14 protein-coding genes are annotated in these 18,775 nt (G+C 75.4%); 6 read left to right on the top strand and 8 right to left on the bottom strand.

Going from position 1 to position 18,775, the window contains the following annotated elements; all coding sequences use genetic code 11:
* The first annotated feature begins 57 nt into the window (after positions 1-57).
* From L3X23_RS13630 to L3X23_RS13620, 3 genes are all read left to right on the top strand, one after another.
* Complete coding sequence (locus L3X23_RS13630; protein ID WP_308116897.1) at positions 58-1,674, top strand: GAF domain-containing protein; 1,617 nt, start codon at positions 58-60, stop codon at positions 1,672-1,674.
* A gap of 113 nt (positions 1,675-1,787) precedes the next feature.
* Positions 1,788-3,521, top strand: a complete 1,734-nt coding sequence (locus tag L3X23_RS13625) for an ABC transporter ATP-binding protein (RefSeq protein ID WP_237192569.1) — start codon at positions 1,788-1,790, stop codon at positions 3,519-3,521.
* Positions 3,518-5,518 (top strand): ABC transporter ATP-binding protein, encoded by a 2,001-nt coding sequence (locus L3X23_RS13620; protein ID WP_374204840.1) that lies wholly within the window; start codon positions 3,518-3,520, stop codon positions 5,516-5,518. The genes L3X23_RS13625 and L3X23_RS13620 overlap by 4 nt, the downstream gene beginning before the upstream one ends.
* A 1-nt stretch (position 5,519) precedes the next feature.
* Here the strand turns inward: L3X23_RS13620 and L3X23_RS13615 are convergent, their stop codons facing one another.
* The 3 genes from L3X23_RS13615 to L3X23_RS13605 form a co-directional block, all read right to left on the bottom strand.
* Positions 5,520-8,849 (bottom strand): BTAD domain-containing putative transcriptional regulator, encoded by a 3,330-nt coding sequence (locus L3X23_RS13615; RefSeq protein ID WP_237192568.1) that lies wholly within the window; start codon positions 8,847-8,849, stop codon positions 5,520-5,522.
* Between the two features lies 1 nt (position 8,850).
* Positions 8,851-10,215, bottom strand: coding sequence for an FAD-binding oxidoreductase (locus tag L3X23_RS13610; RefSeq protein WP_237192567.1), 1,365 nt, complete (start codon positions 10,213-10,215; stop codon positions 8,851-8,853).
* Between the two features lie 166 nt (positions 10,216-10,381).
* On the bottom strand, positions 10,382-11,020 hold the full coding sequence (locus L3X23_RS13605; RefSeq protein ID WP_237192566.1) for a QsdR family transcriptional regulator: 639 nt from the start codon (positions 11,018-11,020) through the stop codon (positions 10,382-10,384).
* A 123-nt stretch (positions 11,021-11,143) separates the two neighbouring features.
* On the opposite strand from L3X23_RS13605, the gene L3X23_RS13600 reads away from it, so the two are divergent.
* Positions 11,144-12,220 carry an alpha/beta hydrolase fold domain-containing protein gene (locus L3X23_RS13600; protein WP_237192565.1) on the top strand — a complete coding sequence of 359 codons (1,077 nt, stop codon included), beginning with the start codon at positions 11,144-11,146 and terminating at the stop codon, positions 12,218-12,220.
* 49 nt (positions 12,221-12,269) lie between these two features.
* On the opposite strand, the gene pruA is transcribed toward L3X23_RS13600, so the two are convergent.
* From pruA to L3X23_RS13575, 4 genes are all read right to left on the bottom strand, one after another.
* Positions 12,270-13,877: an L-glutamate gamma-semialdehyde dehydrogenase gene (pruA, locus tag L3X23_RS13595; protein WP_237192564.1), complete on the bottom strand. Its 1,608-nt coding sequence runs from the start codon at positions 13,875-13,877 to the stop codon at positions 12,270-12,272.
* A 2-nt stretch (positions 13,878-13,879) separates the two neighbouring features.
* A complete protein-coding gene (locus L3X23_RS13590; RefSeq protein WP_237198017.1) occupies positions 13,880-14,749 on the bottom strand; it encodes a proline dehydrogenase family protein in 870 nt (289 codons plus the stop codon).
* 2 nt (positions 14,750-14,751) lie between these two features.
* Complete coding sequence (locus L3X23_RS13585) at positions 14,752-16,038, bottom strand: NAD(P)/FAD-dependent oxidoreductase (protein WP_237192563.1); 1,287 nt, start codon at positions 16,036-16,038, stop codon at positions 14,752-14,754.
* A 124-nt stretch (positions 16,039-16,162) separates the two neighbouring features.
* Complete coding sequence (locus L3X23_RS13575) at positions 16,163-16,810, bottom strand: FMN-dependent NADH-azoreductase (protein WP_176921212.1); 648 nt, start codon at positions 16,808-16,810, stop codon at positions 16,163-16,165.
* 31 nt (positions 16,811-16,841) lie between these two features.
* Here L3X23_RS13575 and L3X23_RS13570 point away from each other — a divergent pair, with 31 nt between their 5' ends.
* Together L3X23_RS13570 and L3X23_RS13565 are read left to right on the top strand one after the other, a co-directional pair.
* Positions 16,842-17,306, top strand: coding sequence for an SRPBCC family protein (locus L3X23_RS13570; RefSeq protein ID WP_237192562.1), 465 nt, complete (start codon positions 16,842-16,844; stop codon positions 17,304-17,306).
* 52 nt (positions 17,307-17,358) lie between these two features.
* Positions 17,359-18,180, top strand: a complete 822-nt coding sequence (locus L3X23_RS13565) for an SDR family oxidoreductase (protein WP_237192561.1) — start codon at positions 17,359-17,361, stop codon at positions 18,178-18,180.
* 25 nt (positions 18,181-18,205) lie between these two features.
* Here the strand turns inward: L3X23_RS13565 and L3X23_RS13560 are convergent, their stop codons facing one another.
* Complete coding sequence (locus tag L3X23_RS13560; RefSeq protein WP_237192560.1) at positions 18,206-18,775, bottom strand: histidine phosphatase family protein; 570 nt, start codon at positions 18,773-18,775, stop codon at positions 18,206-18,208.

Here is an 18,775-nt window from a genome sequence, read left to right as displayed (position 1 = left end):
GCCCGCCGCGGTCGGGACTGCTTGTCGCCGAGGTCCCGCCGTGCGACCGTGGCGCGCGTGGCACAGGACGAGGGACCGGGCGCGATGCTGTCCGGGCTGCGCCTCGACCAGCTCCTCGGCGAGGTCCAGGAGCGGCTCGGTGAGATCCGGCTCGCCCGCGACCGCGTCCAGGGCCTGCTCGACGCGGTGCTGGCCGTGGCGTCGGGCCTGGAGCTGGAGACCACGCTGGAGCGGATCGTGCAGGCCGCCGTCGACCTCGTCGACGCCCGGTTCGGCGGCCTCGGCGTGCTCGCGCCGGACGGGTCGCTGGACCGCTTCATCGACGTCGGGCTGGACCCGCACGCGCGGGCGGGGCTGCTCGGCCACCCGCCCGAGGGGAAGGGCCTGATCGGGCAGCTGATCGTGGCGCCCCAGCCGCTGCGCCTCGCCGATCTCGAGTCGCACCCGTCGTCGGTGGGGGTGCCGCCGGGGCACCCTCGGATGCACAGCTTCCTGGGCGTGCCGGTCCGGGTGCGGGACGCGGTGTACGGCAACCTCTACCTGACCGAGAAGCGCGGCGGCGGCGAGTTCACGGCGGACGACGAGGTGATGCTGGCGGCCCTCGCGGCCGCGGCCGGCATCGCGGTGCAGAACGCGGACCTCTTCGAACAGACCCGGCTGCGCCAGCACTGGCTGGAGGCGCTGGGGGAGATCCGGTCCGCGGTGCTCGCCGACGCCGACGAGCCGGACGTCCTCGCGCTCGTCGCGCTGCGCAGCCAGGAGCTGACCCGGTCGGTCGCGGCGGTCGTGGCGCTGCCCGGCGAGGACGGCGGGTTCACCGTCGCCGCCCGCAGCGGCGCCCCGACCGGCACCGGGCTCGACGAGGCGCTGCTGCTGGAGGTGGCGGAGAGCCGCAACCCGGTGCTCGCCGAGGGCCCCACCGTCGCGGTCCCGCTGCGGGCCGCGGAACGGGTGCTGGGTGTGCTCGTCGGCTTCCGCAGGCCCGGCGACGCCGCCTTCCGACCCGACGAGATCCCGCTGCTGGACTCCTTCGCCCAGCAGGCCGCGCTGGCCCTGGAGCTGGGCGAGCGCAACCGCGCGCAACGCAGGCTCGACGTGCTGTCCGACCGCGACCGCATCGCCCGCGACCTGCACGACCACGTCATCCAGCGGCTGTTCGCCACCGGGCTGCGGCTGCAGAGCACGCTCAAGCTGGACGCGGGCACGGAGGTGCGCGCCCGGATCGAGCAGGCCGTGGCGGACCTGGACCGCACGGTCCGCGACATCCGGACCTCGATCTTCGACCTGCACACCGCGGGCGGGGACGGCGTGCGCCGCACCCTGCTCGACGCCGTCACCGAGGCCGGGGAGGGGGTCCGCACCTCGGTGCGCACGGCCGGGCCGGTGGACACGATGGTGCCGCCCGAGCTGGCCGCGCACGTCGCGGCCGTCGCGCGCGAGGGGGTGACCAACGCCGTGCGGCACGGACGGGCCGCCGCGGTCACCGTCACCCTGGACGTCGGGCCCGCGGAGCTGCTGCTGGAGGTGGTCGACGACGGCCGCGGGATCACCGAGGGGGTGGCGCGCAGCGGGCTGCGCAACCTCGCCGCCCGGGCCCGGGAACTCGGCGGGTCGCTGGACGTGCGCCCGCTGCGGGACGGCGGCACGCGGCTGAGCTGGCGCGTGCCCGTCTGAGCGGTGGCGCGGCCCGAAAAGGCCGCGCGCCCGCGGCGGCGGTCCCGTTACCGTTCCCCGTCGCCACGACGACTATCGTCTTCTGTCCCACCACCTCGCGCCAGGGGGCCCGCGTGCTGCTGCGTCTGCTCCGCACCCACCTGCGGCCCTACACGCGTCCGTTGCTCGCGATCGTCGCGTTGCAGCTGGTCGGGACGATGGCCGCGCTGTATCTGCCCAGCCTCAACGCGGACATCATCGACCGCGGCATCGCCACCGGGGACACCGGCTACATCCTGTCCACCGGCGGCTGGATGCTCGTGGTCACGCTCGTGCAGATCGTCTGCTCGGTCGCCGCGGTCTACGTCGGCTCGCGCACGGCGATGGGCTTCGGCCGGGACCTGCGGGGCGCGCTGTTCCACCGGGTCGGCGGGTTCGCGGTCCGCGAGGTGAACCGGTTCGGCGCGCCCTCGCTGATCACCCGCGGCACCAACGACGTGCAGCAGGTCCAGATGCTCGTGCAGATGAGCGCGACCATGATGGTCGCCGCGCCGATCATGTGCGTGGGCGGCGTGATCATGGCGCTGCAGGAGGACGCCGGGCTGTCCTGGCTGGTCGCGGTGTCCGTGCCGGTGCTGGCGGTGAGCATCGGCCTGGTCGTGGTGCGGATGGTGCCCAAGTTCCGGCTCATGCAGGAGCGGATCGACGCCGTCAACCGCGTGCTGCGCGAGCAGATCACCGGCATCCGGGTGGTGCGGGCGTTCGTCCGCGAGCCGGAGGAGACGGCCCGCTTCGGCGCCGCGAACGCCGCCGTCACCGAGGTCGCGACGGCCGCGGGCAGGCTGCAGGCGCTGATCTTCCCGATCGTCATGCTGATCCTGAACGTCTCGAGCGTCGCGGTGCTGTGGTTCGGCGCCATGCGCATCGAGGCGGGGGAGATGCAGATCGGGGCGCTGACCGCCTTCCTCGCCTACCTGCTGCAGATCCTGATGGCCGTCATGATGGCCACGTTCATGGCGATGATGATCCCGCGCGCCGCGGTCTGCGCGGAGCGGATCACCGAGGTGCTCGACACCGAGTCCTCCGTCTCGCCGCCCGCGTCCCCGGTCCCCGCGCCGCCCGCCGTCGGGGAGCTGGAGTTCGCCGCCGCGACCTTCGCCTACCCCGGCGCCGCCGCCCCCGTGCTGCGGGACGTCACCTTCACCGCCCGCCCCGGCGAGACGACCGCGGTCATCGGCTCCACGGGTGCGGGCAAGACCACGCTGCTCTCGCTGGTCCCGCGGATGTTCGACGTCACCGGCGGCGCCGTCCTGGTCGACGGCGTGGACGTGCGCTCCTACGACCCGGAGGAGCTCTGGTCGCGGATCGGGCTGGTGCCGCAGAAGCCGTACCTGTTCTCCGGGACCGTCGCCTCGAACCTGCGCTACGGGGACCCCGCGGCCACCGACGAGGAGCTCTGGGCGGCCCTGGAGGTCGCGCAGGCCGCGGACTTCGTGCGCGCCATGCCCGACGGGCTCGACGCGCCGATCTCCCAGGGCGGCACCACCGTCTCCGGCGGGCAGCGCCAGCGCCTCGCGATCGCCCGCGCGCTGGTCAAGCGCCCCGAGATCTACCTGTTCGACGACTCCTTCTCCGCGCTCGACCTCACCACGGACGCCCGGCTGCGGGCGGCCCTGGCGCCGGTCACCGCGCACGCCACCGTCGTCATCGTGGCCCAGCGGGTGTCCACGATCCGCACCGCGGACCGGATCGTCGTGCTGGAGGACGGCGCGGTCGTCGGGTCGGGCACGCACGACGCGCTGCTCCGGTCGTGCCCCACCTACGTCGAGATCGTCGAGTCCCAGCTGAGCGTGGAGGAGGTCGCGTGAGCACCACGGAGAAGCGGACCGGCCCCACCCAGGACGCGGACACCGTCTCCGCCGCGCGCGGGGCCGCCGCCCAGCGCCGCGGCGGGGGACCGCCGTGGATGGGGGCCGGACAGCCGGTCGAGAAGGCGGAGACGTTCACACCCTCGGCGAAGCGCCTGGTCCGGCGGCTGGCCCCGGAGCGGCTCGGTGTGCTCGCGGTGCTCGCGCTCGGGGTGATCTCGGTGGCGCTCAACGTGATCGGGCCCAAGATCCTCGGCCACGCCACCGACCTGATCTTCGCCGGGATCATCGGCGCGCAGCTGCCCGCGGGCATCACGGCGGCCCAGGCCGCCGCGCAGGCCCGCGCGGCGGGGAACGACACGATCGCCACGCTCATCGAGTCCCAGGGCGTGGTGCCCGGCCAGGGCATCGACTTCCGGGCGCTGGGGTTCGTGCTGCTCGGCGTGATCCTGATCTACCTCGGCTCCTCGGCGTTCTCCTACGCCCAGGGCTACCTGCTCAACGGCATCGTGCAGCGCACCGTGTTCCACCTGCGGCGCGAGGTGGAGGACACGATCAACCGGCTCCCGCTGCGGTACTTCGACACCCGCAGGCGCGGCGAGGTGCTCAGCCGGGTCACCAACGACATCGACAACGTGCAGCAGACGCTGCAGCAGACGATGTCGCAGCTGCTCACCTCGCTGCTGACGATCGTCGGCGTGCTGGTCATGATGTTCGTGATCTCGCCGCTGCTCTCGCTGGTCGCGCTGGTCACGATCCCGGTGTCGCTGTGGCTGACCCGGGTGATCGCGAAGCGCTCGCAGAAGCAGTTCGTGGCGCAGTGGCGCACCACCGGGATCCTCAACGGGCACATCGAGGAGGCCTTCACCGGGCACGAGCTCGTCCGCGTGTTCGGGCGGCGCCGCGAGGTCGAGGCGCAGTTCGAGGTGCAGAACGAGGCGCTGTACCAGGCGAGCTTCCGCGCCCAGTTCATGTCCGGGACCATCATGCCGTCGATGATGTTCATCGGGAACGTCAACTACGTGCTGGTGGCCGTCATCGGCGGGCTGCGGGTGTCCTCGGGCGCGATGAGCCTCGGCGATGTGCAGGCCTTCATCCAGTACTCCCGGCAGTTCACCCAGCCGCTCACGCAGGCGGCGTCGATGGCGAACCTGCTGCAGTCCGGCGTCGCGTCCGCGGAGCGGGTGTTCGAGCTGCTCGACGCCGAGGAGGAGACCCCGGACCCCGCCGTCCCGGCCGTGCGGTCCACCCGCCGGGGGCGGGTGGAGTTCGAGCACGTGTCCTTCCGGTACCAGGAGGACACGCCGCTGATCACCGACCTGTCGCTGGTCGCGGAGCCCGGGCAGACGGTCGCGATCGTCGGCCCGACCGGCGCGGGCAAGACCACCCTGGTCAACCTCGTGCTGCGCTTCTACGAGCTCGACGGGGGCCGGATCACGCTCGACGGCGTCGACATCGCCGCGATGACCCGGGCCGACCTGCGCAGCGGGATCGGCATGGTCCTGCAGGACACCTGGCTCTTCCACGGCACCATCCGGGACAACATCGCCTACGGGCGGCCCGGGGCGTCGGAGGAGGAGATCCTGGCGGCGGCGCGCGCGACGTACGTGGACCGGTTCGTCCGGTCCCTGCCGCTGGGGTACGACACGGTGATCGACGAGGAGGGCACCGGCGTCAGCGCGGGGGAGAAGCAGCTGATCACGATCGCCCGCGCCTTCCTCGCCGACCCGTCCCTGCTGATCCTCGACGAGGCCACGTCCTCGGTGGACACCCGCACCGAGGTGCTGGTGCAGCGCGCGATGGCCGCGCTGCGCACCGACCGCACCAGCTTCGTCATCGCCCACCGCCTGTCCACCATCCGGGACGCCGACCTGATCCTGGTCATGGAGGCGGGCGCGATCGTGGAGCAGGGCACCCACGAGCAGCTCCTCGCGCGCGACGGGGCCTACGCGCGGCTCTACCACGCCCAGTTCACGGCCGCCACGACGGATCACTGAGCTACGGAACCGCCAGGGTCTGCGCCTCCCGGGCCACCCCGCGCAGGCCGGCCGCCTCGGCGTCCGCCGCCAGGGTCCGCGCCGCGGCGGGGTCGGGGTCCAGCTGCAGCGCCAGCAGGCGACACCGCAGGATCGACGGGACACCGCCCGCCCGCTCGGCGAGCGCCGCCGCGACGGCCAGGTCCGCGCGAGCGCGGTCCGCGTCGCCGCGCAGCAGGTGCAGGCGGGCGGTGGCCAGGGCGACCGGGCCGACGACGCCGACCTGCCCGGTCGTGGCGACCAGACCCGTCAGCGGCGTCAACACCTCGAGGACCCGGGCGACGTGCGGGTGCAGGCGCAGGTCGGCGACCAGGTGCGCGAGCAGCGTGAACCGCCCGTGCGTGATCCACCCGGTCGGCTCGGGCCGGGCGAGCTCGGCGGCGACCCACTGGGCGGCCAGCGCCGACCGGCCCAGCCCCGCGGCCGCGGCCGCGCACAGCAGCGGGACGATCCGGTCGTCGGGTGCGGCGGCGGCGGACGGCGGCGCGGTCGTCACGCCCGGGAGGCCGACCAGCTCGGCGAGCCTGCCCTGCTCCCACCGCAGGGTCAGCACCGCCAGCGAGTAGACGCCCGCCTGGTACAGCTCGGTCCGCCGGTGCAGCGCGTAGGCGTGCTCGAAGCGGGCCTCGGCCGCGTCGAGGTCGCCGCGCCACTGGGTGAGCATGCCCTCCGCCCACCGCAGCTGGGCGCGGTCGACCGGCAGCCGCAGCAGGTCGCTCGCCGCGATGCCCTGCCGCACGTGTTCCTCGGCCCGCGCGGTGTCGCCCAACGTCATCCGCGCCATGAGCAGCAGGCTGTGCCGCACGGCGTCGTCCGCGGGCGGACCCGCCCGCAGGGCATCCTGACGCTCCAGCAGCGCGATCGACTCGGCCGCCCGCCCGGCGACCCCGGAGTAGACCAGGGCCCGGCCGAGCAGCGCGTCGGACAGCGCCTCGGCGTCTCCGCACTTCTCGGCGACCTCGATCGCGCGGGCGGACAGAACGTCCGGCACGGACTCGTCCCGGTCGTAGCAGCTGCCGACGGCCAGCGCCGCCAACACCCGCGCGTGCGCGGGCGGGTCCCCTGCCACCAGCCGCTCGATGCCGGCGAGCCGGGAGACCAGGCGCCCGTGGCCGGTCGCCGACCCCGCCCGCCCATCCTCCGCGTCCTGGCCGTAGGTGGGCCAGGGCCACGCGCCCGCCGTGCGCAGCAGCGTCCCCGCGAGCAGCCCGGCGGAGCGGGTCCGGCCGTGCCGGACGGCCGCGAGCAGGGCCGCGTCGACGACGTCGAGCACGGTCTGCCCGCGGCCCGCGCGGGCGAGCGCGCCGAGCCGGGCGACCAGCAGCTCGTCCCGTTCGGTGTCCCCGCCCCCGGTCTGGTCGAAGACGTCGAGGGCGGCGCCCCACCAGCGGGCGGCGCTGTCGGCGTCCCAGCGGGCGTCGGCGTCCCGGGCGGCGGTGCGGCACGCGTCGAGGACCTCGGCGGGGTCGACCAGCGGCAGCGCGGCGACCAGGTGGGCCGCGCGCCGCGACCCCGTGGTGAAGCCGGCCGCGCACGCGTGGGCCCGGCGCCGCCGCACGTCCGACAGGCCGGCCAGCACCTCGTCGCGCAGCAGGCCGTGGGCGAAGCCGTACCGCCCCTCGGCGGCGACGATGATCTGGGCGTCGGCGGCCTCGTCGAGCAGGTCGACGACCTCGTCGAGGTCGAGCCGGGTGATCGCGCCGATCACCTCCAGATCGAGCGGGTCGCCGGTGACGGCGGCGGCCCGCAGCACGCGCAGGACGTCGTCGTCCAGGGCGCCGAGCCTGCGCCCGAGCACGGTCCGCACCGCCCCCGGGACCTCGCCCGCCAGCCGGTCCGCGCGCGGCAGCCGGGCGTACTCGCCGACGAAGAACGGGTTGCCGCCGGTGTGGTCGGCGAGGGCGCGGACCTCGTCGGCGGCCAGCGGCTCGCCGCCGATCCGTTCGGCCAGCTCGGCGACCTCGGTCTCGGCGAGCGGCCCCAGCGCGAGCGTGCGGGTGCCCGGGCGGCGGGCCGCGGCGGCGAGCAGGCGGTCGAGATCACCCCCGCCGCGGCCGTCCCGCCCCCCGGGCCCGTCGCGGACGGTGAGGACGAGCCGCGCCGGGCCCGCGGCGAGGTGGGTCAGCAGCCCCAGGCTGGCGGGATCGGCCCACTGGACGTCGTCGACGACGACCGTCGCGTCCCCGACCAGGGCGTCGACCTGCTCGTAGACGGCGTAGCGGGCGTCGTCCGCCTCGGCGCCCGCGGGTGGGGTGAGGACCCGGGCCGGGTCGCCGCCGAGCGCCTTGACGAGCGTGCGGATCGGCCACCAGGGCGGGACGCCGTCGTCGTCCGGGCAGGTCACGCGGACCGCGTCCGGATGCGGGCGCAGGACCTCCTCGGCGAGCCGGGTCTTCCCGATGCCGGCGGGGCCGGTCAGCACCAGCCATCCGGTCGCCGCCCGCAGCGCCTCGAGCTCGCGCACCCGTCCGACCAGCTCCGACCGCGCGGGCTCCGCCGCGGCGACCGGGGTGCGGGCCGCCCCGGGCCACGCGTCGACTGCCGGGTCCCGGTTCAGCACCGCGGTCTGCAGCGCCCGCAGCGCGGGTGAGGGTTCGAGGCCGAGCTCGTCGGCGAGCACGCGGACGTGGGCGCGGAGGGCCTCGAGCGCGTCGGCCGTGCGACCGGCGCGGTACAGCGCGGTGACGTGCAGCCGACACGAGCGTTCGCGCAGCGGGTCGCTCGCCTGCAGCTCCCGCGCGAGCCCGACGGCACGGGCGACCCCGCCGACCCCCAGCAGGCCGGTGACCAGGTCCTCGCCCAGCTCGGCGCGGCGTTCGTCGAGCTCCGCGGCGGCGACCCGGACCCACTCGGCGTCGGCCAGCTCGGGGAGCAGCGGACCGCGCCAGACGGCGAGCGCGGCGTCCGCCGCCGCGACCGCACCGGCCCAGTCGTGGGCGGCGACCGCGGCGCGGGCCGCGTCCGCACCGGCCCGGAAGGCGGCGACGTCGGTGCACTCGGCCGGGACGTCGAGCAGGTAGCCGGGGGCGCGTCGGACGATCGCGGGGCCGGACCCGTCGCGCAGCGCCCGGCGCAGGTTCGACACGTACGCCTGCAGGCCCGCGGTCACCCGCGGCGGCCGGTCCGGGCCCCAGACGGCCTCGACGATCGCGTCCGTGGCCACGACGCGGCCCGCGTCGAGCGCCAGGACCGCCAGCACGGCACGCTGCTTGGGGCCGCCGAGGTCCGCGGGAGGTCCGTCGCCGTCCCGGACCGCTTCCAGGGCACCGAGGAGGCGGAAGCGCAACGACACGTCACCGATCCTGCAGCACGGCCGCCCGCACCGGCGCCGCGGCCGCGATCACCCCGTGCGGGTCGAACGTGGCGACCAGGGTCGAGAGCCGGGCGAGCGTGGGCGGGTCGTAGGCGCGGGCGACCTCGGCGGGGTCGGCGGACACGGCGAAGTTCGGCAGCCTGCCCCCGGTCGACCAGGGCGCGAGCGCGGCGATCACGGAGCGGCAGCCCGCGGGATCGTCGCCCGGTCCCTGGGCGACTCCGATGGCGCTCACGCAGTACGCCGCGTCCCGGTGGCAGACCGCGCTCGGCTCCGGTGCACGTGACAGCGCGCCGCCCAGCTGCCGGATCTCGACCACGATCTGCTCGGGCCCGGCCGCGGCGAGCAGCGCGTCGACCGCCGCGGCCGGCAGGGCGCGCAGCAGGGTGCTCGCCTCGGCGACCGGCATCGGGTCGACGGGGTCGGCGTGCACCGACCCGATCTCGGCGTACGGCAGCGGCCCGACGCCGCCGAGCACGGGCTCCGGGAACCCGGCGCGGTCCAGCACGGTCCGGCCCGCGGCGGGGGCGCCGACCCAGGCGTAGCGCACCGCCACGCCGACCCGGCCGCCCAGCGGACCGGCGCCGGGTGGCAGGCGCACGATCGCGACCGAGGTGGTCGCCTCCTCGGGCAGGCCCGCGCACCACTCCCGCCAGGTGTGCAGGACCGCGGCCGCGTCCGCGCCGTCGAACCAGAGGCAGCCCGCGAGCAGACCGGGCAGCCGGACGAGGTCGAACTCCACCGCCGTCACGATCCCGAGGGCGCCCTTCCCGCCGCGCAGACCCCAGTACAGGGCCGGGTTCTCGGTGGCGGCGGCGCGGCGCACCCGGCCGTCCCCCGTCACCACCTCGAACGCCGTGACCAGGTCGGACGCCACTCCGAACGTGCGGGCGAGGGGGCCGTGACCGCCGCCGGTGAGGTACCCGACCACCCCGACCGCGGGCGCGGAGCCGGTGAGCCCGGCGAGGGGTTCGGGGGTGGCGGCGAGGACGTCGGTCCAGCGCACGCCCGCGCCTGCCCGGACCCGGGCGCCGTCGACCACCAGTCCGGTCATCCGTCCGGTGTGGACGAGCAGGGTGCCCGGGCTCGCGGCCGTCGCGCCGTGGCCGGTGTGCTGGACGGCGACCTGCAGCCCGTGCGCGGCGGCGCAGCGCACCGCGGTGGCGACGTCCGTCTCGTCGAGCGCCTCCACGACCGCGACCGGGCCCGCGGCCGGGTTCCAGGCGGCGAGGTTCCACGGCACGGCGAGCGCGGCGTAGCCGGGGTCGCCGGGGCGGTGCAGGGGCCCGCGCAGGTCGGCGGCGAGCGCGTCCAGCGGGGTGGTGGGGACGGGCAGCGTGGTCATGGGGACACCGTGGCCGCAGGGACTTGGCGTGCTCTTGGGGTCGTCTTGTCGGGGGCGGGGTCTGCCGCGCGGGTCTGCCGCGCGGGTCTGCCGCGCGGCCCTGCCGCCTGGCCCTGACGCTTGGGACGCCCAAGCGTCGCTTAGCGGTGCTTGGGCGTCCCGCGCGTCAGGCCCGGCCGGCCCGGCCGGTCCGGGCAGCAGCGGGCCCGGGGAGCAGGGAGCGCAGGACGCGGCCCGCCCGGGCGCCGTCGGGCTCCTCGCCGGTGATCAGCTTGAGGTAGACGAAGGACTCCACGACCCGGACCACCGTGAACGCGAGGTCCGCCGGGGGCAGCGGGCTGACCAGCCCACCCGCGGCGGTCTCCGCGGCGGCGAGGGTGTCGACGAGCGCGATGAACCGCCGCTGGAAGGCGCTGGAGGACAGGGTGAGCAGCCGCATGGCGAACTCGCCCTCCTCGGCGAGGAACCGACGCATGCCCGGGTGGGCGAGGGTGTCCTCCACGAACAGGGTCAGCCGGACGGCCAGCTCCGAGGGATGGTCGGGGTCGGCCGCGGCCCGGTCGCGGGCCCGCTCGGCCGACGCCTCGACCGTGCGCTGCGCGAGCGACCAGATGATCTCGGTCAGCAGCTCCTCGCGGGAGCCGACCCAGCGGTAGACCGTCGCCCGGTTCACCCCGAGCTCGGCCGCGAGGGCGGTCATGTCGACCCGCCGCCCCGCCTGGAACGCCCGCCGGGCGACCCGGAAGGCGGTGAGCGGGTCCGGCCTGCCCCCGCCGGCCAGTCGGTCCTGCAGCGATGTCCGCATCCGCACCCCCGGTGGACGTTGACGACGTACTGTGATCTGGGTCATGCTATGCGACATCGTCTCGAAATGTCGCATCGACGCGACAGGGCGAGGCGCTGTCGCATCTCGACGAGGAGAAGCCGCATGACGGAAACGCAGCACGTCCCCGCGGGTCGGCTCGGCGACCCCGCCCACACCCTCGGCACCGACCCCCGGGCCGACCCGCGCATGGTCGCGGTGTTCGGCGCGTTGGGTGCGCTGGACCACCCGGCGCCCGCACCGCTGACCGCGCAGGCGAGCCGCGAGGAGCTGTTGGCCTTCGTGGACGCCGCCGAGGAGGGCTTCGAGGGCCTGTTCACCGCGCTCGGCCAGGACTGGGCGCCGGTCGACGGCGTGACCCGCGAGCACCGGACGATCACCGGCGCGGGCGGGCACGAGATCGGCCTGCACATCCACCGTCCCGAAGGCGGGACCGGGCCGCTGCCGGTGATCTACCAGGTGCACGGCGGCGGCATGGTCATGCTGCAGACCGAGGGCCCGCTGTACACGCACTGGCGAGACGAGCTCGCGGCGGCGGGCACGGTCGTCGTGGGGGTGGAGTACCGCAACGGCGGCGGGGTGCGCGGCCCGCACCCCTTCCCCGCGGGTCTGGAGGACTGCGCCGCGGGTCTGCAGTGGGTGCACGCCCACCTCGCGGAGCTCGGCGGCACGCACCTCACGGTCACCGGGGACTCCGGCGGCGGGAACCTGGCGCTCGCCCTGGCGATCAAGGCGCGCCGCGAGGGCTGGGGCGAGGTGATCGCGGGCGTCTACGCGCAGTGCCCGTACATCCTCGGCACCTGGGACAAGCCGCCCGCCGAGCTGCACTCGCTGTGGGAGAACGACAAGTACTGGCTGGACCGGGCGCTGTTCCCGCTGCTCGCCACGGTCTACGACCCCGAGGGCGCGCACGTCGACGACCCGACCTGCTGGCCGCTGCGCGCCCGCACCCCGGACCTGACCGGCCTGCCCCCGCACATCATCTCGACCAGCGAGCTCGACCCGCTCCGCGACGAGGGCCTGGCCTACCACCGCATGCTGCTGGCGGCGGGCGTCCCGTCGGTCGGCAAGATCAACCTGGGCCTGTGCCACGTCGGCGAGCTGCTCTTCCGCGAGGCGATGCCGGACGTGTACGCCGAGGCCGTGCGGGACGTCACCGGGTTCGCGAAGTCCCTGGCCTGAGCGAGCGGCGCGCTCGCTCCTGAGGTGTGCGCGAGCGCGCCGTCCGCCGTCAGGTCTGGTGGGGGTAGGTGTGGTTCAGGGGCGGCACGAGGGTCTCCTTGATCGCTCGGGGGCTGGTCCAGCGCTGGAGGTTGAGGATCGAGCCCGCCTTGTCGTTGGTGCCGGAGGCGCGGCTGCCGCCGAAGGGTTGGCGGCCCACGATGGAGCCGGTGGGGCGGTCGTTGACGTAGAAGTTGCCCGCGGCGTGGCGGAGCTCGCGGTGGGCGGTCTCGATCGCGGTGCGGTCGGTGGCGAAGACCGCGCCGGTGAGGGCGTAGGGGCTGGTGCGGTCGACGAGCCGGAGCACCTCCTCCCACGGGGAGTCGTAGACGTGCACGGCGAGGATCGGGCCGAAGTACTCGGTGGTGAACGCGTCGTCGGCGGGGTCGTCGGGGGTGAGGACGGTCGGCTGGACGAACCACCCCTCGTCCGACGACGTGCCCCCGCCGACCAGCACGTCCGACCGGTTCTCGAGCACGCGGGAGAGGCGGCGGAAGGCGCGTTCGTCGATGACGGCGCCGCCGAAGTTCGCGAGGTCGGCCACGTCGCCGTAGGTCAGTGACTCGGTGACGGCGACGAGGGAGTCCCGCAGCGCGGGCCAGAGCGCCCGCGGCACGTAGGCGCGGGAGGCGGCCGAGCACTTCTGGCCCTGGTACTCGAACGCGCCGCGGACCAGCGCGGTGGTCAGCGGGGCGGGGTCGGCGGAGGGGTGGACGACGACGAAGTCCTTGCCGCCCGTCTCGCCGACGATGCGCGGGTAGGCGCGGTAGCGGTCGAGGTTGTCGGCGACGGTGCGCCACAGCGTCTTGAAGGTGGCGGTGGAGCCGGTGAAGTGCAGCCCGGCGAAGCCGGGGTCGGTGAGCGCGACGCGGGAGACGGCGAGCCCGTCGCCGGTGACGAGGTTGACCACCCCGGGCGGCAGCCCGGCGGCCTCGAGGACCTCCATCGTGTACTGCGCCGCGAGCTGCTGGGTCGGGGTGGGCTTCCAGACGACGGTGTTCCCCATCAGCGCGGGCGCGGTGGGCAGGTTCCCGGCGATGGCGGTGAAGTTGAACGGGGTGATCGCGACGACGAACCCGTCGAGGGGCCGCCAGTCCATCCGGTTCCACTCGCCGGGGACGCTGCGGGGCTGTTCGGCGAGGATCCGGCGGGCGTAGTGGACGTTGAACCGGAGGAAGTCGATCAGCTCGCAGGCCGCGTCGATCTCCGCCTGCTGGACGCTCTTGGACTGGCCGAGCATGGTGGCGGCGTTGATCCGGTCGCGCCAGGGCCCGGCGAGCAGGTCCGCGGCGCGCAGGAACACGGCGGCGCGTTCGTCGAAGGGGAGGGCGGCCCAGCCGGGGGCGGCCGCCCGGGCGGCGGCGACGGCGTCCGCGACGTCCGCGTCCGTGGCGTTCGCGGACACCCCGATCACGGAGCGGTGCAGGTGGGGTTCGCGCACCTCGAAGGGCTCCCCGGCGGCCATCCGGCGCTTCCCGCCGATCGTGAGCGGCAGCTCGGGGCTCGCCGCGCGGACGGCCGCGACGGCGGCGACCAGCGCGGCCCGCTCCGCGGTGCCGGGTGCGTAGGTCCGGACCGGTTCGTTGGCGGGCTCAGGCACGACGGTGACGGCGTCCATGATCATCCCTTCACGAGCGAGCGGAGGAGGAAGCCCAGGTTGGCGGGGCGTTCGGCGAGCCGGCGGGCGAAGTAGGCGTACCAGTCGGCGCCGTAGGGGACGTAGACGCGCATCCGGTGCCCGGCCGCGGCGAGGCGGCGTTGCTCGTCGACCCGCACGCCGTAGAGCATCTGCAGCTCGAAGGTGTCCGCGGCGCGTCCGTACCCCAGCGCCCGCTGGATCAGCCGCGGGTCGTGGGTGCCGATCATGGGGTGGCCCGAGCCGGCCATCAGGATGTCGAGGCAGCGCGCGTACGCGGCGCGGACCTCCGACGGGTGCTGGTGGGCGATCGCGGCGGGCTCGGCGTAGGCGCCCTTGACCAGCCGCACCCGGGATCCCGCGAGGGCGCGGCAGTCCGCCTCGGTGCGGTGCAGCGCCGCCTGCACCACCGCCCCGACCCAGGGGAACTCCTCCCGCAGCCTGCCGACGACGGCGAGGGTGTCGTCCACCGTGGACGAGTCCTCCATGTCCACGGTGACCGTGGTGCCTGCGCGGTCGGCGGCGGCACAGATCTCGGCGGCGGCGTCGAACGGGCGGGGGCCGAGCGCGGAGAGCTTCACCGACACCTCGGCGGGCAGGTCGCCGACCCCGGCGAGCAGGTCGAGGTAGGCCCGCACGGTGGCGGCGACGCGCGCGGGATCGGTCACGTGCTCGCCGAGATGGTCCAGGGTGGCCAGGCGGCCGTCCGCGGCCAACGTCCGCACGGCGGCCAGCGCCGAGTCGGTGCTCTCCCCGGCCACGAACCGGTCGACCAGCCCACGCCCGGCCGCGGCCGTCACGAGCCTGCGGACGGCGGGCACCCGGGCGGCCGCGTGCACGGTCGCGCTGAACACCGTCATCGCGGGTCGTGCTCCAGGGGGACGTGCACGCCGCGGACCACGCCGAGCTGGACGTCCTGGCGGGGGAGGAGCGCGTCGAGCAGCCAGTCCGCCGCCACGCGCACGCGGTTGCCGGGCATCGACAGCAGGTGGTAGCCGCGGGTGACGACGGTCGCGGGGAACCCGGACAGCGGGATGCCGAGAGGGTTGGCGGCGGCGTCCGTGCCGCCGAGCTCCACGACGAAACCCAGGTCGTGGTGTCGGTAGGTCCCCGGCGAGCCGACGCCCAGCGACGCGGCGACGTTCCGGGCGGCGAGCGTGCCCTGCCGGGTGGCGTGCTGGGCCGTCATCGCGGTGGCCGAGCCCGGGCGCGTCACGTCCGGCACCGCCGCGGCGTCCCCGCACGCGAACACCTCGGGATGCGCGGCCACCCGCAGATCGGTCCGGACGACGAGCCGCCCGCGGTCGGTCGCGAGCCCGACGGCCTCGACGAGCGGGTCCGGCCGCACCCCGACGCACCAGGCCAGGGTGTGCGTCGGCACGGTCTCGCCGGTGGTGAGCAGCACCTCGCGGGCGCGGGCCTCCTGGACCGACTGCCCCGTGCGCACCTCGACGCCGCGTTCGCGCAGCACCCGGTCGGCGGTCCGGGACAGCCGCGGGTCCAGCTCGGGCAGCACCCGGTCGGCGAGGTCGAGCAGCAGCCAGCGGGTCGGGGTGTCCCGCAGCGTCGGGTAGCGGGCGGCGATGTCCGCGGTGAACGTGGCGGCCTGCGCGGCCAGCTCGGTCCCGGTGTAGCCCGCCCCGACCGTGACGAAGGTGCAGCGCGCCGCCCGTTCGGCCGGGTCCGCCGCCGTGGCGGCCAGCTCGATCTGGCGGATCAGGTGATCGCGCAGGTAGAGGGCCTCGGGCAGCCCGCGGAAGCCGTGCGCGTACTCGGCCACGCCCGGCACCGGCAGCAGCTTGTTCACGCTGCCGACCGCCAGCACGAGCCGGTCGTAGGGGACCGAGCCGGTGCCGCCGTCCGGATCGCGCCAGGTCACCGTGCGGGCCTCGACGTCCACCGTCTGGACCTCGCCGAGCACGATCTCCGCGCCCTTCAGCGACCGCGCCAGCGGCACCGCCACCCGCCGCGGGTCCAGGGTGCCGACGGCGACCTCGGGCAGCAGCGGCAGGTAGAGGAAGTGGTCGAGCTGGTCGATCACGGTGATCCGCGCCTTGCCGCGCAGGGTCCTGAGCAGCCTGCGCGCGGCCGTGTGCCCCGCGAAGCCGGCACCGACCACGACCACCCGCGGGAGCTCCGTCATGCGGTCAACATAGCCTCCACGTGCACGTTCCTCATGACGTCGAGGACGGTGCCGACGGGGTCGACCACCGCGGCGGTGAGGACGCCGGGGCCGCGCTCGATCGGCGGCCGGTGCGGCGTCGCCCTCAGCGCGCGCCGAGCTCGGCCGCGACCGCGGCGAGGGTGTCGAAGGCGGCCGCGTACTCCGCCTCGGCGCGCTCCCGGAACTGCGCCAGCGGCGGCGCCACGTCCACCAGGGCCAGCGGCACCGTGACCACGGTCAGGGCCATGCCGAGCGCCTCGCCGAGCAGGATCTCCAGCAGCGGGACGGCGTGGTCCCAGCCCTCGCGCGGGGTCCCCGGGTCGTAGAGCGCACCCTGGCTGGTCACGATCACCGCCTGCCTGCCCGCCATCGGCTGGGTGGTGTCGTCGAACGGGGTGGTCACGCCGGGGACGTGGATGTAGTCCAGCCACGCCTTGAGCGTCGAGGGCACCGAGTAGTTGTAGAGCGGCGCCCCGACCAGCAGGACGTCCGCGTCGACCAGCTCCTCGATCAGCTCCCGCTGCAGGGTCTCCGCCGCGGCGGGCGGGTGCGCGTCCGCCGGGCGCAGCCGCGGCGGCCAGTGCAGCGCGGCGTCCGGCAGGTGGGGCAGCGCGTCGCGGTGCAGGTCCCGGCGGGTGACGAGATGGTTCGGGCCCGCGGCCCGCCACGCCTCGGCGAAGTGGGCGGTGAGCGCCCGGGTCCGGGAGTGCACCAGATCGGCCGAGGAGTCGAGGTGCAGCAGGGTGGGCACGAACGCCGAACCTACGGCAGGCTGACCGATCATGAGCGACCGCATCGAGGTGACCCGGGTCATCGCCGCCGAGCCCGCGGCGATCTTCGCCGTCCTGAGGGACCCGAAGGGGCACGTCGACATCGACGCGTCCGGCATGCTGCAGAGCCACACCGGGGAGCCCGCGTCCGCGGTCGGGGACTCCTTCACGGTGCACATGGACCGCGAGGCCCTCGGGGACATGCCGGAGCTCGGGCGCTACGACGTCGAGGTGCACATCGAGACCTACGAGCCGGACCGGGCGATCGCCTGGTCCATCGTGGGGCTCGCGAGGCCGCCGCTCGGGCACGTCTACGGGTACACCCTCGAGCCCGTGGCGGGCGGCACCCGGGTGACCTCCTACTACGACTGGTCGGCGGTCCGGGAGGACTGGAAGCACCGCTTCCCGATCGTCCCGGAGTCCGCGCTCAAGGCCACCCTCGGCATCCTGGCCCGCACCGTCCGCCGGGGGTCGTGACCGCGGCCACCCCGGGAAATACGGAGGCCCCTCCGGTCGGTTGCCACGGGACATGAAGACGTGGTTCATCACCGGTTCGTCCCGCGGTTTCGGTCGGGAGTGGGCGGTCGCGGCCCTGCGGCGCGGCGACCGGGTCGCCGCCACGGCGCGGGACGCCTCGACCCTCGACGATCTCGTCGCGACCTACGGGGACGCCGTGCTGCCCCTGACGCTCGACGTGACCGACCGGGCGGCCGTGTTCGCCGCCGTGGCGCGGGCGCACGAGCACTTCGGCAGGCTCGACGTCGTCGTGAACAACGCGGGCTACGGGCAGTTCGGCATGATCGAGGAGCTCTCCGAGGCCGACGCCCGCGACCAGATCGAGACGAACGTGTTCGGCGCGCTGTGGGTGACCCAGGCCGCGCTGCCCCTCCTGCGCGCGCAGGGTTCGGGACACTTCCTGCAGGTCAGCTCGATCGGGGGGATCAGCGCGTTCCCGAACATCGGGATCTACAACGCGTCGAAGTGGGCGCTGGAGGGCTTCAGCCAGTCCCTCGCCCAGGAGGTCGCGGACTTCGGCATCCACGTGACCCTGATCGAGCCGGGTGGGTTCGACACCGACTGGGGTGGCGCGTCCGCCCGGCACGCCACGCCGAACCCCGCCTACGACGCGTTCCGGGTGAAGGCGGCCGAGCAGCGCCGCTCCCGCACCGCGAAGTCCGGGGACCCCGAGGCCTCCGCCGCGGCGGTGCTGGAGCTGGTCGACGCCGAGAACCCGCCGCTGCGCGCCTTCTTCGGCGAGGTCCCGCTGTCGATCGCGAAGGCGGACTACGAGTCCCGCCTGCGGGAGTGGGAGCAGGGCCAGGACCGCGCGGTCCGGGCGGGCGGCCGCTAGCCCGGTCGCTGGTCGGGCCGGCGGGCTAGGGCGGCGCGCCGTTCGCCCGGCCCGGGCCCGTGCGCAGCTCGCGCAGGGTCCAGCGGCCCGGGTCGCCGACCAGGGTCGTGACGCTCAGCGGGTCCACGTCCACACGCCACACGCTCGCGGGCGGCGCGCCCAGGGCGTGGGCGATCGCGGCCCGCACCACGGCCGGGTCCACCACGACCAGCAGGCCGCGGGGGCGCTGGGGCACCGCGCGGAGCCAGGCGCCGATCCGGGACACGAAGTCCTGCATCGACTCGCCCCCGTGCGGGGTCGACTCGGGGTCGGTGAGCCAGCGGGTGAGGCCGTCCGGGTCGGCGGCGGCGACGTCGTCGAGCGTGCGGCCGGCCCACCGCCCGTGGTCCAGCCCCGCCAGCGCGGGGTCGACGGCCGCGGGCAGGTTCAGCGCGTCCGCGGTCTGCCTGCAGCGCAGCGACGGCGCCGACCGCACCTCCTCGTAGCGCGGGAGGGCATGCGTGGTGAGCTCGCTGCTCTCCAGGGGCTCGTCGGCAGCGAACGAGGACCGACGCACGGCGGCCGTGGCCCCGTGCGCGAGGAGCACCACCCGCAC

The organism is Pseudonocardia sp. WMMC193, assembly GCF_021728735.1.
GTDB lineage: Bacteria > Actinomycetota > Actinomycetes > Mycobacteriales > Pseudonocardiaceae > Pseudonocardia > Pseudonocardia oroxyli.
The sequence above is the reverse complement of the archived record's forward strand: the minus strand, read 5'-3'. Positions and strand labels throughout refer to the sequence as shown.